This is a genomic window from Streptomyces bohaiensis, from assembly GCF_012033785.1.
GTDB lineage: Bacteria > Actinomycetota > Actinomycetes > Streptomycetales > Streptomycetaceae > Streptomyces > Streptomyces bohaiensis.
The window spans coordinates 22,779-37,210 of record NZ_JAAVJC010000024.1; the positions used below are offsets into that span (position 1 = coordinate 22,779).

Sequence of the window (14,432 nt, forward strand, 5' to 3'; positions counted from 1 at the left end):
CCCGTGTGCGCGGGGAACACGCGAGCCGGGCGAGCAGCTGGCCCCACATCAGCGGACCACCCCCGCCTGCGCGGGGAACACCGGACCTCGGACTTCAGGACCCGCGTGTTCGCCGGACCACCCCCGCCTGCGCGGGGAACACCCGCACCACCCTGGCCGTGACCCTGCAGACCACGGACCACCCCCGCCTGCGCGGGGAACACTCCTGCTCCCGCCCGGAGCTGGCGGAGAAGGCCGGACCACCCCCGCCTGCGCGGGGAACACATACCTCAACGGCACCCAGGAAGGGACGACGGCGGACCACCCCCGCCTGCGCGGGGAACACGCGGCCGTCACGATGTACTCGCGGCACGTCCGCGGACCACCCCCGCCTGCGCGGGGAACACAGTTCCAGGTTGCTGCACAGGGACGCGGCCATCGGACCACCCCCGCCTGCGCGGGGAACACACGGCGTTGCCGTACTGCCGGACCCGCTCGCGCGGACCACCCCCGCCTGCGCGGGGAACACGCGCCGCACTCCGGCGCGGTTGACGCCCCCCACGGACCACCCCCGCCTGCGCGGGGAACACGGGGGAGAAAATGAGCGTAATCACTCGTAAGTCGGACCACCCCCGCCTGCGCGGGGAACACGTGATCGCGGGCGGCCTCGGCAGCGCCCTGTTCGGACCACCCCCGCCTGCGCGGGGAACACGCGGCGGTCGGCCCGCCTCCGCAGGGCACGTACGGACCACCCCCGCCTGCGCGGGGAACACCGGCTGATCTCCTGCGCGCGCGTGTGACGGATCGGACCACCCCCGCCTGCGCGGGGAACACTCTGCTGGATCGGGGCGACCTACGCGGGAGTTCGGACCACCCCCGCCTGCGCGGGGAACACTCCGGCGACGACGAGCGTGCCGAGGTGACGATCGGACCACCCCCGCCTGCGCGGGGAACACCTGGTCCAGGCGGTCGACGACGCCCGCGAGGGCGGACCACCCCCGCCTGCGCGGGGAACACACCCGCACGACCATCACCGCCCGCAGCTGGATCGGACCACCCCCGCCTGCGCGGGGAACACTCGCTCGGTGCGCTGCCGCGCGAGTACGGCGACGGACCACCCCCGCCTGCGCGGGGAACACCCGGTTGGCAGGGGCGTTGAGTGGTGGGTCATCGGACCACCCCCGCCTGCGCGGGGAACACTCATCGCCGCTGCCGCTTCGTCCAGGGTGAGCCGGACCACCCCCGCCTGCGCGGGGAACACGCCGGATGGGCCATCCAGCTCACGGCCGTGGACGGACCACCCCCGCCTGCGCGGGGAACACTTCGGGTCGACCGGCTTGCGCGTGGTCACCTCCGGACCACCCCCGCCTGCGCGGGGAACACCCAACCTCTGGCGCCGCGCCTACAAGGCGCACCGGACCACCCCCGCCTGCGCGGGGAACACTCGACCATGCCGCGGGGAATGTCAGCAATCAACGGACCACCCCCGCCTGCGCGGGGAACACCTCATCGGGTGACCGTCACGCCGCGACCGGCTGCGGACCACCCCCGCCTGCGCGGGGAACACCCCAGTCGTACGCGGCGTACCAGGAGATGCTGGAGACCACCCCCGCCTGCGCGGGGAACACCCCTTCGCGACCTGGGGTGTTAGAGGGGCTTTGCAAATCCTTTGCCTGCGGTCGCGGAGGTCATGGCGGCATTTTGTCAGAGTCGGTGCGCCCGGGTCCGCTGCCTTCGGCAGCGCGCCGCACGCGCCCCGCCCGCACGCGCCGACGGCGGGGGAGGCGGTCCCTGGCGGGGTGCCTCCCCCGCCGTCGGCGGTGGAGCGGTGGTGCGGGGTGCGGGGTGGTGGGGCCGGAGAGCAAGCCCCCGCTCCGCCACCCCCACCCGCGTCAGCCGAGGGTGGCCAGCGCGTCGTTGAAGGTCTTCGACGGGCGCATCACGGCGGTGGCCTTGTCGAAGTCGGGCTGGTAGTAGCCGCCGATGTCCGCGGCGTGGCCCTGCACCGCGGCCAGTTCGGCCACGATGGTCTCCTCCTGCTGCGACAGGGTCTCGGCGAGCGGACCGAAGGCGGTCGCCAGGGCGCCGTCCTCGGTCTGCTTCGCCAGCTCCTGCGCCCAGTAGAGCGCCAGGTAGAAGTGGCTGCCGCGGTTGTCGATGCCACCGATGCGACGGCTCGGCGACTTGTCCTCGTTGAGGAAGGTCGCGGTCGCCCGGTCGAGGGTGTCGGCCAGGACCTGCGCGCGGGCGTTGTCGGTGGTCTGCGCGAGGTGCTCGAAGCTGACGGCCAGCGCCAGGAACTCGCCGAGGCTGTCCCAGCGGAGGTAGTTCTCCTTGGTCAGCTGCTGCACGTGCTTCGGGGCGGAGCCGCCGGCGCCGGTCTCGAAGAGGCCACCGCCGTTCATGAGCGGCACGACCGACAGCATCTTGGCGCTGGTGCCCAGCTCCAGGATCGGGAACAGGTCGGTCAGGTAGTCGCGCAGCACGTTGCCGGTGACGGAGATGGTGTTCTCGCCGCGGCGGATGCGGTCCAGGGAGTACGCGGTGGCGTCGACCGGCGCCTTGATCTCGATGGTGAGACCGTCGGTGTCGTGGTCGGCCAGGTACGTGGTGACCTTGGCGATCAGGTTGGCGTCGTGGGCGCGGGTCTCGTCCAGCCAGAAGACGGCCGGGTCGCCGGTGGCGCGGGCGCGGGTCACGGCCAGCTTCACCCAGTCGCGGATCGGGGCGTCCTTGGTCTGGCACATGCGCCAGATGTCGCCCTCGCTGACCGCGTGCTCCAGCACGGCGTTGCCGTCGGCGTCGGTGACGCGGACGGTGCCGGTGGTGGGGATCTCGAAGGTCTTGTCGTGGCTGCCGTACTCCTCGGCCTTCTGCGCCATGAGGCCGACGTTCGGCACGGTGCCCATGGTCGCCGGGTCGAAGGCGCCGTTGGCGCGGCAGTCCTCGATGACGGCCTGGTACACACCGGCGTAGCTGCTGTCGGGCAGCACGGCCAGGGTGTCGGCCTCGCCGCCGTCCGGGCCCCACATGTGGCCGGAGGTGCGGATCATCGCCGGCATGGAGGCGTCGACGATGACGTCGCTGGGGACGTGCAGGTTGGTGATGCCGCGGTCGGAGTCGACCATGGCCAGCTCCGGGCCGTCCGCGAGCTCGGCGTCGAAGGACGCCTTGATCTCGGCGCCGTTCGGCAGGGACTCGACACCCTTGAGGATGCCGCCCAGGCCGTCGTTGGGGGTGAGGCCGGCGGCGGCGAGGGTCTCGCCGTGGGCGGCGAACGTTTTCGGGAAGAAGGCGCGGACCACGTGGCCGAAGATGATCGGGTCGGAGACCTTCATCATGGTGGCCTTGAGGTGCACGGAGAACAGCACGCCCTCGGCCTTGGCGCGGGCGACCTGCGCGGCGAGGAACTCGCGCAGGACGGCGACGCGCATGACGGCGGAGTCGACGACCTCGCCGGCCTGGACCGGCACCGACTCGCGCAGCACGGTGGTGGAGCCGTCGTCGCCGTGCAGCTCGATGCGGAGCTCGCCGGCGTTCTCGATGACCGCGGACTTCTCGGTGGAGCGGAAGTCGTCACCGGTCATGTGCGCGACGTTGGTCTTGGAGTCGGAGCTCCACTTGCCCATGCGGTGCGGGTGGGCCTTGGCGTAGTTCTTGACCGAGGCGGGGGCGCGGCGGTCGGAGTTGCCCTCGCGCAGCACCGGGTTCACGGCCGAGCCGAGTACCTTGCCGTAGCGGGCGCGGATGTCGCGCTCCTCGTCGGTCTTCGGCTCGTCGGGGAAGTCCGGCAGGTCGTAGCCCTGCGCCTGGAGCTCGGCGACGGCGGCCTTGAGCTGCGGGATGGAGGCCGAGATGTTCGGCAGCTTGATGATGTTGGCGCCGGGGGTCTTGGCCAGCTCGCCCAGCTCGGCGAGGGCGTCCTCGATCCGCTGGCCCTCGGCCAGACGCTCGGGGAAGTGGGCGATGATCCGGCCGGCCAGCGAGATGTCCCGACGGTCGACGCCGACCCCGGCCGTCGCCGCGTAGGCGCGGACGATCGGCAGGAACGAGTACGTCGCCAGGGCGGGTGCCTCGTCGGTATGGGTGTAGATGATGGTCGAGTCAGTCACCGCTACTCCGCTCCACGTCTGCAACATTGCTTGACGTCAAGATATCTCGGAGCGGGCCCGTGCGCGAAGGTGCCCCTGCCGGGCGGGGGCGGATCTCGCCGTCAGTGACCGGACGTGCGCGGCGGGGTGTCCGGCAGGGTGCGCGGCGTGCTGTCCGAGGGCGTGCGCGGCGGGCGGTCCGCCCCCGTTCGACCGGACTGCCCGCCGCACTGCTCACCGCCCCCGCGCCGCCCCCGCGCCGCGCTCGTCCCACCCGTTCCCACCCGCCCCCGCCCGGATGCTCAGCCGCCGGCGATGGCCTCGTCCAGGATGGAGAGCCCCAGCGCCAGCTCCTCCTCCGTCGCCGTCAGCGGCGGCGCGATACGGAGCACCCCGCCCATGCCGGGCAGCTGGACGATGTTCATGTGCAGCCCCAGCGCCAGGCACCGCTCGGTGACCCGCGCCCCCAGCTCGTCCGAGCCCTGCTTGGTCTCGCGGTCGCTGACCAGCTCCAGGCCGACCAGCAGCCCCCGGCCGCGCACGTCCCCGACCACCGGGTGCCGCTCCGCGATCTCCGTCAGCCCCTTGCGCAGGAACTCCCCGAGTGTCCGGGCGCGTTCGTCGAGCCGCTCCTCGGTCAGCACGTCCAGCACGGTGTTGCCGACCGCCGCCACCAGCGGGTCGGCGACGTGCGTGGTGAAGAAGAGGAAGTCCCGCTCGTACGCACGCTCCTCGATCTCCGCGCTGGTGATGACGGCCGCCAGCGGCAGGCCGGCGCCGAGCGTCTTGGAGAGGGTGAGGATGTCGGGGACGACCCCGTCCCGCTCGAAGGCGTACCAGGTGCCGGTGCGGCAGAGCCCGGTCTGTGCCTCGTCCAGGATCAACAGCATGCCCCGCTCACGGCACTTGTCGCGCAGCGCCGCGAAGTAGCCGGGCGGCGGCTCGATGATGCCGCCGGAGCTGAGGATCGGCTCCACCAGGCAGGCGGCGAGGCTGCCGGTCGACTGGGCGTCGATCAGGTCGAAGCCGAAGTCCAACTGGCGGCGCCAGTCCAGCGAACCGTCCGCGTGGGTGAAGTCGGGGCGGTACGGGTTGGGCGCCGGGATCGCGAAGTTGCCGGGGGCGCCCGGACCGTAGCCCTTCCGGCCCGCGCTGTACGTCGCGGAGGCCGCCGCCTGCGTCATGCCGTGCCAGGAGCGGGCGAACGACACGATCTCGTGCTTGCCGGTGACCAGCTTCGCCATCCGCACCGCCGCCTCGTTGGACTCGGCGCCCGTCGTCAGCAGCAGCGCCTTCTCCAGCGGGTCCGGCAGCGTTCCCGCGAGCCGTCGGGCGAGGTCGACCACCGGGCGGCTGAGCATCCCGCTGTACAGGTGGTCCAGCGAGGCGACCTGGCGCTGCACCGTTTCCACGATGCGGGGGTGCGAGTGACCGAGGATCGCGCTCATCTGGCCCGAGGTGAAGTCGAGGATGCGGCGGCCCTCGGCGGTGGTGACGAAGCTCCCCTCGGCGCTCTCGATGATCTCCCGCGTGAAGGCGGAGCCGTAGCGGACAAGGTGCCGGTCGGCGTCGTTCCAGAAGGCTTCGGACGTGGCGGCGGACGGGACGGCGGACGTCTCGGCGGACGGGGCGGCGGCAGGCTTCGCGGTCGTCATGCTCCCGACGGTAGAGCCGCCCCTGAGAACGCGTCCATCACACATTTCGGCCGCTGCTGTTCGGTACGGCCGAACAGCGCAGCCCCGCGCAGGCGGCCACAATGGGGCGATGATGAACCCGTGGCGGCTGCGGCTGCTCAGCCAGCTCGACACCCTCGGCACCGTCCGGGCGGTCGCCCACGCCGCCAACATGAGCCCGTCGAGCGTCTCCCAGCAGCTGGCGGTCCTGGAGAGCGAGACCCGCACCCAGCTGCTGGAGCGCACCGGGCGGCGCGTGCGGCTGACCTCGGCCGGGCTGATCCTCGCCCGCCGCGCCCGCGCCCTGCTCGACCACATGGCCGACGTCGAGGCGGAGCTGCGCGGCTTCGGCGAGGAGCCCGCCGGGCCGGTGGTCCTCGGCGCGTTCCAGAGCGCCCTGCACACCATGGCCGTCCCGGCGGTGACCCGCCTCGCCGCCGCCCATCCGCAACTCGACATCCAACTGGTGCAGTTGGAGCCGCACGAGAGCGTCCCCGCGCTGCGCGTCGGCGAGGCGGACATCGTCATCACCACCACCGACTTCGACGAACAGCCGCTCGGGGACGACCTCGACCTCGTCCCGCTCGCCACCGAACCCGTCCTGCTGGTGGTGCCGCCGGACGACCCGGCCGCCGGGCGGGGCGGCGCCGACCTCGCCGCCTACGCCGACCACGCCTGGTCGTTCGACATGCCGCAGACCTACATGGCCAACCTCGCGCTGCGCCTCTGCCGCCAGGCCCGGTTCGAACCCCGGGTGGCCTGCCGGTTCGGCAACTACATGATGGCGTTGCAGCACGTCGAGGCCGGGCTGTCCGTCGCGCTGCTCCCGGCGCTGGCCGTCGACCCGCGCTACCGGGTCGCCACCCGCGAGCTGGCGACGCCCGTCACCCGCACCATCACCGCCGCCGTCCGCTGCGGCTCCCCGCCCCGCGCCGCCGTCCGTGCCGTCCTCGACGCCCTGCGCACCGGCCCCGGCGCGGGTGCCGGTACCGGCACCGGCACCGGCCTTCCGCCGACACCGCCCGCAACGGTCGCCCCGGCGGCGCAGGACGCACCGGCGGCACCGGCGGCACCGGACGCACCTGACACACCGGACGCCGAGGACGTCCGGGACGAGCCACCGACGTGAGCCACCCCGGAGCCACCGGGGCGAGCCGCGCCGGTACGGCAGCGCCCGCCCGCCCACGGCAGCGCCCGGCTCAGTGCAACTCGCTGAAGCGCTCCGTCTGCTCGGTCCGCCCCGCCACGATCACCGTGTCGTCGGGGCGCAGCACGGTGTCCGCGGTGGCGTAGGTGAACCCCTCGCCCGGCCGCTTCACGGCGACGACGGTGAGGCCGAACCGGGTGCGGATCGCGCTCTCCGCGAGCGTCCGATCGGCCATCTCGCTGGGGGTGCGGGTCTTGACGAGCGCGAAGTCGTCCTCGAACTCGATGTAGTCCAGCATCCGCCCCCGTACGAGGTGGGCCACCCGCTGCCCCATGTCGTGCTCCGGGTAGACCACGTGGTGCACGCCGAGCTGGGAGAGGATGCGCCCGTGGGCCTCGCTGGTCGCCTTCCCCCACACGTCGGGGATGCCGAAGGAGACCAGGAGCGAGGCGGTCAGGATGCTCGCCTCCAGGTTGGTGCCGATGGAGACCACGGCCCGCGTGAACTCGTGCACGGCCAGCTGCCGCAGCACCTCCTCCTTGGTGGAGTCCGCCCGTACGACGTGCGTCAGCACCCCGGACATCGACTGGACGGTGTCGGCGTCCAGGTCGATGCCGAGCACCTCGGTGTTCTCCTCGACCAGCTCGGTGGCGAGGGACCGGCCGAACCGTCCGAGACCGATCACGACGACCGAGTCGTTGGCGGCGATGCGCCGCGACTTGCTGCTGCGTTTCCTAGCCAATGAGGGGTCGCTCCTCGGGAAGTTCGTACAGACGGACGCGCCGGCGGAGCGCCAGCGCGGAGGCGATGGTCACCGGGCCGAGCCGCCCGACGAACATCAGCAGCGAGAGGAGGACCTTGTGCGGGTCGCTCAGCTCCGCCGTGATTCCCGTCGAGAGCCCCACGGTGCAGAAGGCGGATATGACCTCGAACAGCGCCTGGTCGAGGGTGAAGGTCGTCGAGACCATGAAGACCACGGTCGAGCCCACCACCCCCGCCACCGACAGCAGCACGACGGTGAGCGCCTGGCGCTGGACGTCACCGTGGAGGCGCCGGCCGAAGATGTTGACGGACGACTCGCCGCGGACCTCCGCGTAGATCACGAACAGCAGCACCGCGAAGGTGGTGATCTTGATCCCGCCGGCCGTGCCCGCGCTCGCCCCGCCGACGAACATCAGCACGTCCATGCCGAGCCAGGTGGCGGAGTTCATCGCGCTGATGTCGATGCTGTTGAACCCCGCGGACCGGGGCATCGTCCCTTGGAAGAAACCGGCGAGCACCTTCTCCTGGATCGGCAGCGGCCCCAGGGTCGCCGCGTTCCCCCACTCCAGCGCCGTCACGAAGACCGCGCCGCCCAGCAGGAAGGCACCGCTCGCCCAGAGCACGATCTTGGTGTGCATGGTCCACCCGCCGGGCTTGGTGTAGCGCCGCCCGATCTCGAACAGCACCGGGAAACCGAGCCCGCCGAGGATCGACGCCACGGCTATCGGGAGGCAGATCCAGGGGTCCCCGACGAACTGCGTCAGGCTGTCGGACCAGAGCGCGAAGCCGGCGTTGTTGAAGGCCGAGACCGAATGGAAGATCCCCAGCCACAGCGCCCGCGACCACTCCGTGTCGTACGCCACGGCCAGCCGCGGAACGAGCACCGCCGCCGTCAGCGCCTCGATCGAGAGGCTCAGCAGCACCACACCGCGCACCACCCCGCGGACGTCCCCCAGCCCCAGCGTCTTCGTCTCGGCCGCCGTGGTCAGCCGGGTCCGCAGCCCTATGCGGTGGGAGACCATCATGACCAGCAGCGTCGCGAAGGTCAGGATGCCGATGCCGCCGAGCTGGATCAGGACCAGGATGACGCCGTGCCCGAACCCCGACCAGTCGGTGGCGGTGTCCACCACGACCAGCCCGGTCAGGCACAGCGCCGAGGTCGCCGTGAACAGCGCGTCCACCACGCTTGCTCCCTCGGCGTCGATCGACGCGGCGGGCAGCGAGAGCAGGAAGGTCCCCAGCGCGAGGACCGCGGCGAATCCCGCGATCACCAGCTGCGCCGGATGCCGCCGCCGACCGCGTGGGCGGCTCACGGCAGGCGTCCGTACGGTGGGAATGACCGATTTCTGGTCGATGGCACCGGAGGACGATAGCGCGCCGTCGAAGATCGAGGTAGCGGCGGGCCCACCCCTTCCGACCGGGGTCACCGCACGTCTCCGCGAGGTCACCGCCGGCTGCCGGCCCGCCCGTGGTTGCACCTCACGCGGCGTGAGGGGGCACCGTGGTGCGAGCCGGCGCCCCGAGCGCGCCGGCGGTACGGAACACCGGTGCCCGGGGCACGGGAGGAGGAGGGGCGATGACGGAGCGAGGACTCCCCGTGGGACGCGTCGCGGAACTGGCGGGCGTCACGGTGCGCACCCTGCACCACTACGACGAGATCGGGCTGCTGCGCCCCGGTGGGCGGTCGCGGGCCGGCCACCGGCGCTACGACGACACCGACCTCGACCGCCTCCAGCAGATCCTCTTCTACCGGGAGCTGGGCTTCCCGCTGGAGGAGATCGCACCGCTGCTGGACGACCCCGGGATCGACCCCGTCGCCGAGCTGCGGCGACGGCACCGGCTGCTGACGGACCGGATCGAGCGGCTGCAACGCATGGCCGCCGCAGTGGAGCACGCCATGGAGGCGAAGAAGATGGGAATCCAGCTCACGCCGGAGGAGAAGTTCGAGGTCTTCGGGGAGTCCTACTCCGAGGAGTACGAGACCGAGGCCGAGCAGCGCTGGGGCGACACCGCCGCCTGGGAGGAGTCCCAGCGGCGCACCGGCTCCTACACCAAGGAGGACTGGGCCCGGATCAAGGCGGAGACCGACGCGCTCAACCAGCGGATCGCCGCCGCGCTCGCCGACGGCGTGCCCGCCGACTCCCCGCAGGCCATGGCGCTGGCGGAGGAGCACCGGCAGCAGATCTGCGGCAGCTTCTACGAGTGCGGGCACGAGCTGCACGCCTGCCTGGGGGAGATGTACGTCTCGGACGAGCGGTTCACCGCCACCTACGACGCCGTCGCTCCCGGCCTGGCCCGCTACCTGCGCGACGCCATCGTCGCCAACGCCGCCCGCCACGCGGCCTGAGCGGCGAGGGGCGGGGTCGCACCGTCCGGACCCCGCCCCCGCCCACTCACCCCCACCGCCGCTGCCGCCCGCGCCTTCGCCGAAGGCGCGGGCGGCCGGCTTCCGGCCTACGCTCGAAGGAGCCGGGCGGGCGCCGGCGACGCCCGCCGCCCCAGCGAGCGGACGAGGTGACCCTCATGCCCACCGTGGTGCGACCCGAGGCCCGCGGCGACGAGCGCGGCGCCCTGCTCTCCTACCTCGACGCGCAGCGCGGCGGGCTGCGCAGAGCGGTCTACGGCCTGACCCACGAGCAGGCCACCAGCACCCCGACGCCGAGCGTCCTCTCGGTCGCCGGCCTGCTGAAGCACGTGACCGTCGGCGAGCAGGACTGGATCACGACGATGAGCGGCCACCCGGCCGACCCCCGGGACCCGGCCACCCGCCGCCGCTGGGAGGACAGCTTCGCCCTCGGCCCCGACGAGACCGTTCCCGGCGTGCTGGTCCTCTCCGACGAGGTGGCACGCCGCACCGAGGAGATCGTGCGGGCGCTGCCGTCGCTGGACGACACGTTCGACCAGCCGTCGGCCCCCTGGGACCCGGGCGGGACGCGCTCCTGGCGCTGGGGGCTGCTGCACCTCATCGAGGAGGCGGCCCGCCACGCCGGGCACGCGGACATCATCCGCGAGGCGGTGGACGGCAAGGGCGCGTTCCAGCTGGTCTTCGAGACGGGAGCCGCCCCGGAGCCCGACTGGTCGATGCTGGACCAGTGACCGCGCCGGCGCCCGCCCTCGGGCGCCGCCGCGCACCGGCAGCGCCCGGCTCGCCGCACGCACCGGCACCGCACGCACCGCGACCGGAAGCACACCCGCCCGACCGGAACCCTCGTGCTTGACCGGCGCCGCGTCCGCACCGCAGCGCCTCGCACATGCGTGGCGGCCGCGGCCGCGGGCCGGGTTCTCCCTGCGGTGCGCGACGAACAGCACCACGGCCACGATCACGAAGCCGAGGACCATCAGGCCGACGGTCTGCGGCACGTCGGTGGTCGGGGCGTGCAGCGACCGGTCGTCCTCCGGGCCCTGCCAGGGCCACAGCGCGCGCAGCGCACCCGCCATGACGCCGGTGAGGACCACGAGCGTCATGTGGTGGTACTTCTCCAGCAGCCAGCGCAGCGTCTTCACCGCCACCGCCAGGCCGATCAGCATGCCCAGGCCGAACGTGCCGATGTAGACGACGTCGCGGTTGTTGAGCGCCTCGATCGTCGGTTCGTACATGCCGAGAGCGAGCAGCAGGAACGAGCCGGAGAGCCCGGGCAGGATCAGCGCCGTCACAGCGATGGCACCGGAGCCGAGCACCACCAGCGGGTTGTCCGCGGAGCCCGCCACCGAGAGGGAGGTCAGCCAGAAGGCGAGCCCCGCGAAGACCAGGGCGACGCCGTAGTTGGCCCCGCTCCACCGCTGCCCGGAGCCGCTGTAGGGAACCCACAGCGAGGCCATGACCAGGCCGAAGAACAGGGCGTAGGCGTACTGCGTGTGGTCGGTGACCAGCGGCGCGAGCAGCCGGGCGCTCAGCAGCAGCCCGACGACCATGCCGAACATCAGCGGGAGGAGGAGCCCCCAGTCGACCTGCTTGACCTCCGCCACGGTGCGGCGCCACCCCTGGCCGGTCACCAGCGCCCGGACCGCGGTGGCCAACTGGCTGGCCGCGCCGATGAGGCGCTCGAACACGCCCACGATGAGAGCGACCGTGCCGCCACTGATACCGGGCAGCGCCTCGGCCACACCGATCAGGGAGCCCCGGAAGCCGTTGAACACGCGGCTGCCGGGGGTCTTCTCCGGGGTCGTGGCCTCCGAGGGGGCCTCCGAGGTCATGGCCATGGTCTCCACTCAGCGGTAGATGAGGTAACCGGGGATGTGGCCGCCCCCGGGGTGGCCCCCGGGCACCGCGGCTCCGCTCATCCTATGCTTCACGAGAATGGGCCCTCATCGGGTGTTTGGGAGTTCGCGTCCGAGGTGGTCGCGGCCCCGGACGCGGTACCTCGCGGGGGCGGAGCGCCGCGGCTCGCGCACAGTCGACGCCGGCCGCGACCGCCAGGCGGGGAGGAGTGCCGCGGACGGACTGCGGTCGCCCCGGGACGTCGGCGCCATGCCCGACGGGCCGGACCACCGCGACCGGCGCCAGCCGGACCGAAGGAGCAGCGACACACGTGGCCGGGGAGCAGAAGCCGCCTGGTGAGAACACCGGGAGGAACGGACAGCGTCGATCGGACGACCGGAGTTCCGGGAGGACCCCCGGAGACGGTGCCGAGAGGAGTCGGCACGGGCGCACGAACGGTTCAGCAGATCGCACTGACGAGCGTCAACGCCGAACTGACGCCCGGTCCCGTCGATCCGGTGGCGACCGGCCGGGCGCCGCGGACCGGGAAGAGGCCGACCGCGAGGACACCGGGCGTAACGGTTCTGCGACTGGGCGTAACGGTTCTGCTCCTGCCCGTGAACCCGCCGGCGACACGTCCCGCCCCACCACCGGCGAGTCGGGCACCCAGGGCCGGACCGGCCCGGCCGGCCCGCCCGACCCCTCCGGCACCGGCCCGTCCGAGGCGCCCCGCCCCGCCGACGGAACCGGCAGCGGCCCGACCCACCCCGCGCCCTGGGACGAGCGCGACGAGATGACGACGCCCCAGCTCATGCCCGTGCTGCGGCCACCCGACGAGGAGCACCACACCTCCGAGTTCGCGGTGCCCGAAGGGCTGGAGCTGCCATCCGTCGAACAGAGTCAGCAGGGCTCGGAGTTCTCGCTCCCCAAGGGCATGGCCCCCACCGAGCAGGCGCAGCAGAGCTCGGGGTTCATCGTCCCCGAGGGGCTGACGACCACTCCGCCGACCGAGCCGCGCAGCGAGTTCCGCTACAACGCCGACTGGGCGTCCACCCCCGCCAACGGCATCCGCTCCCCGCTGCTGGCGAAGGGGCTGCCCTGGCACGACCGGATGCGCACCATGGTGCGGCTGCCGCTCTCCGAGCGGCCCGCGCCCGAGCCGCAGGCCGCCCCGGAGGGCGAGGAGGAGACACCGCCGCTGCCGGTGCCCCGCGTCCTGGACCTGACGCTCCGTATCGGCGAGCTGCTGCTCGCCAGCGGTGAGGGCGCCGAGGACGTCGAGACCGCGATGTTCGCCATCGCCCACGCCTACGGCCTCGACCGCTGCGAGGCGACGGTCACCTTCACCCTCATCGGCATCACCCACCAGCCGTCGCTCGTCGACCCGCCGGTCTCCCTCAGCCGCACCGTCCGCCGCCGCGGCACCGACTACAACCGGCTCGCCGCCGTCTTCCGACTGGTCGACGACATCAACGGCGGCACCATCACGCTGGAGGAGGCGTACGGCCGGCTGGCGACCATCCGACGCAACCGCCACCCCTACAGCAAGATGCAGCTCTCGCTCGCCGCCGGGCTGCTGGCCGGGGCCGCCTCCACCCTCGTCGGCGGCGGCGTCCTCGTCTTCGCTCTCGCCGCGATCGGCGCCGTCCTCGGCGACCGGATGGCGTGGGTGCTGGCAAGCCGCGGCCTGCCGGAGTTCTACCAGTTCGTCGCCGCCGCCATGGCGCCCGCCGCCATAGGGGTCTCGCTCGCGGCGGTCCACCCGGGGCAGCAGGGGCTCGTCCAGGCCGCATCCGTCATCACCGGCGGCCTCTTCGCGCTGATCCCCGGTAGAGCGCTGGTCGCCAGCGTGCAGGACGGCCTGACGGGCTACTACATCACCGCCGCCGCCCGCATGCTGGAGGTCTTCTTCCTCATCGCCGGCATCGTGCTCGGCGTGCTGTCGATCCTCTACATCGGCGAGGTCTCCGGCGTCAGCCTCGACCCCGAGACCGTCGAGGCGAGGATCCGGCCCGCGGTCCAGCTCGCTGCGGCCATGGTGCTCGCGCTGGCGTTCTGCGTCATGCTCCAGCAGGACAAGAGCACCGTGGTGATCGCCACCCTCAACGGCGGCGTCGCCTGGCTGATCGTCGCCTCCATGCGGGACACCGCCGACCTCTCGCCGTTCGCCGCCACCCTGGTGGCGGCCGGCCTCGTCGGGCTCTTCGGCCAGCTGCTGGCGCGGTACCGGCTCACATCGTCCCTGCCGTACGTGACGGCGGCGATCGGCCCGCTGCTGCCCGGTGGGGCGACCTACTTCGGTCTGCTGGGCCTCGCCCAGGGCGACATCGCCACCGGCGGACAGCAACTGCTGCGGGCGGCCAGCCTGGCGCTGGCCATCGCCATCGGGGTGAACCTCGGCAACGAGATCGCCCGGCTGTTCATCGGGACGCCCGGCATGGTGACGCCGTTCGGTCGCCGTGGCGCCAAGCGCACCCGCGGCTTCTGACGCGGCGTCGGGCCGACGGCCCTCGACGGCCCTCGACGGCCCGCGGCGGCGGCACGGCGGCGGCACGGCGTCCGGTCCGCCCGCTCCGCCCGGC

Annotated in this window: 8 protein-coding genes, 1 pseudogene and 1 CRISPR repeat array; of the genes and pseudogenes, 4 read left to right on the forward strand and 5 right to left on the reverse strand. The window is 72.8% G+C overall.

What is annotated here, in order from left to right:
- The first annotated feature begins 52 nt into the window (after window positions 1-52).
- Window positions 53-1,607: direct repeats of the CRISPR family, unit length 29 nt; unit sequence CGGACCACCCCCGCCTGCGCGGGGAACAC.
- A 264-nt stretch (window positions 1,608-1,871) separates the two neighbouring features.
- Entirely contained in the window at window positions 1,872-4,091 is a 2,220-nt protein-coding gene (locus HCN52_RS05550; protein ID WP_168087238.1) for an NADP-dependent isocitrate dehydrogenase, read from the reverse strand.
- Between the two features lie 281 nt (window positions 4,092-4,372).
- Window positions 4,373-5,725, reverse strand: a complete 1,353-nt coding sequence (locus tag HCN52_RS05555; protein ID WP_168087239.1) for an aspartate aminotransferase family protein — start codon at window positions 5,723-5,725, stop codon at window positions 4,373-4,375.
- A 109-nt stretch (window positions 5,726-5,834) separates the two neighbouring features.
- Here HCN52_RS05555 and HCN52_RS05560 point away from each other — a divergent pair, with 109 nt between their 5' ends.
- The gene (locus HCN52_RS05560; RefSeq protein WP_168087240.1) at window positions 5,835-6,872 is read left to right on the forward strand and encodes a LysR family transcriptional regulator; all 1,038 of its coding nucleotides are present in this window, start codon (window positions 5,835-5,837) and stop codon (window positions 6,870-6,872) included.
- A gap of 70 nt (window positions 6,873-6,942) precedes the next feature.
- Here HCN52_RS05560 and HCN52_RS05565 read toward each other — a convergent pair whose 3' ends face one another.
- Entirely contained in the window at window positions 6,943-7,632 is a 690-nt protein-coding gene (locus tag HCN52_RS05565; protein ID WP_209314195.1) for a potassium channel family protein, read from the reverse strand.
- A complete protein-coding gene (locus tag HCN52_RS05570) occupies window positions 7,625-8,965 on the reverse strand; it encodes a TrkH family potassium uptake protein (RefSeq protein WP_312876558.1) in 1,341 nt (446 codons plus the stop codon). The genes HCN52_RS05565 and HCN52_RS05570 overlap by 8 nt, the downstream gene beginning before the upstream one ends.
- A 263-nt stretch (window positions 8,966-9,228) precedes the next feature.
- Here HCN52_RS05570 and HCN52_RS05575 point away from each other — a divergent pair, with 263 nt between their 5' ends.
- On the forward strand, window positions 9,229-9,999 hold the full coding sequence (locus HCN52_RS05575; protein WP_168087241.1) for a MerR family transcriptional regulator: 771 nt from the start codon (window positions 9,229-9,231) through the stop codon (window positions 9,997-9,999).
- Window positions 10,000-10,175: 176 nt separating this feature from the next.
- Window positions 10,176-10,748 carry a DinB family protein gene (locus tag HCN52_RS05580; RefSeq protein WP_168087247.1) on the forward strand — a complete coding sequence of 191 codons (573 nt, stop codon included), beginning with the start codon at window positions 10,176-10,178 and terminating at the stop codon, window positions 10,746-10,748.
- Window positions 10,749-11,063: 315 nt separating this feature from the next.
- Here the strand turns inward: HCN52_RS05580 and HCN52_RS05585 are convergent.
- Window positions 11,064-11,852 (reverse strand): annotated as a pseudogene (locus HCN52_RS05585) (DUF368 domain-containing protein); the annotation flags it as partial.
- Between the two features lie 791 nt (window positions 11,853-12,643).
- Between HCN52_RS05585 and HCN52_RS05590 the strand changes: the two are divergent.
- On the forward strand, window positions 12,644-14,338 hold the full coding sequence (locus HCN52_RS05590) for a threonine/serine exporter family protein (RefSeq protein ID WP_209314196.1): 1,695 nt from the start codon (window positions 12,644-12,646) through the stop codon (window positions 14,336-14,338).
- Window positions 14,339-14,432: the final 94 nt, after the last annotated feature.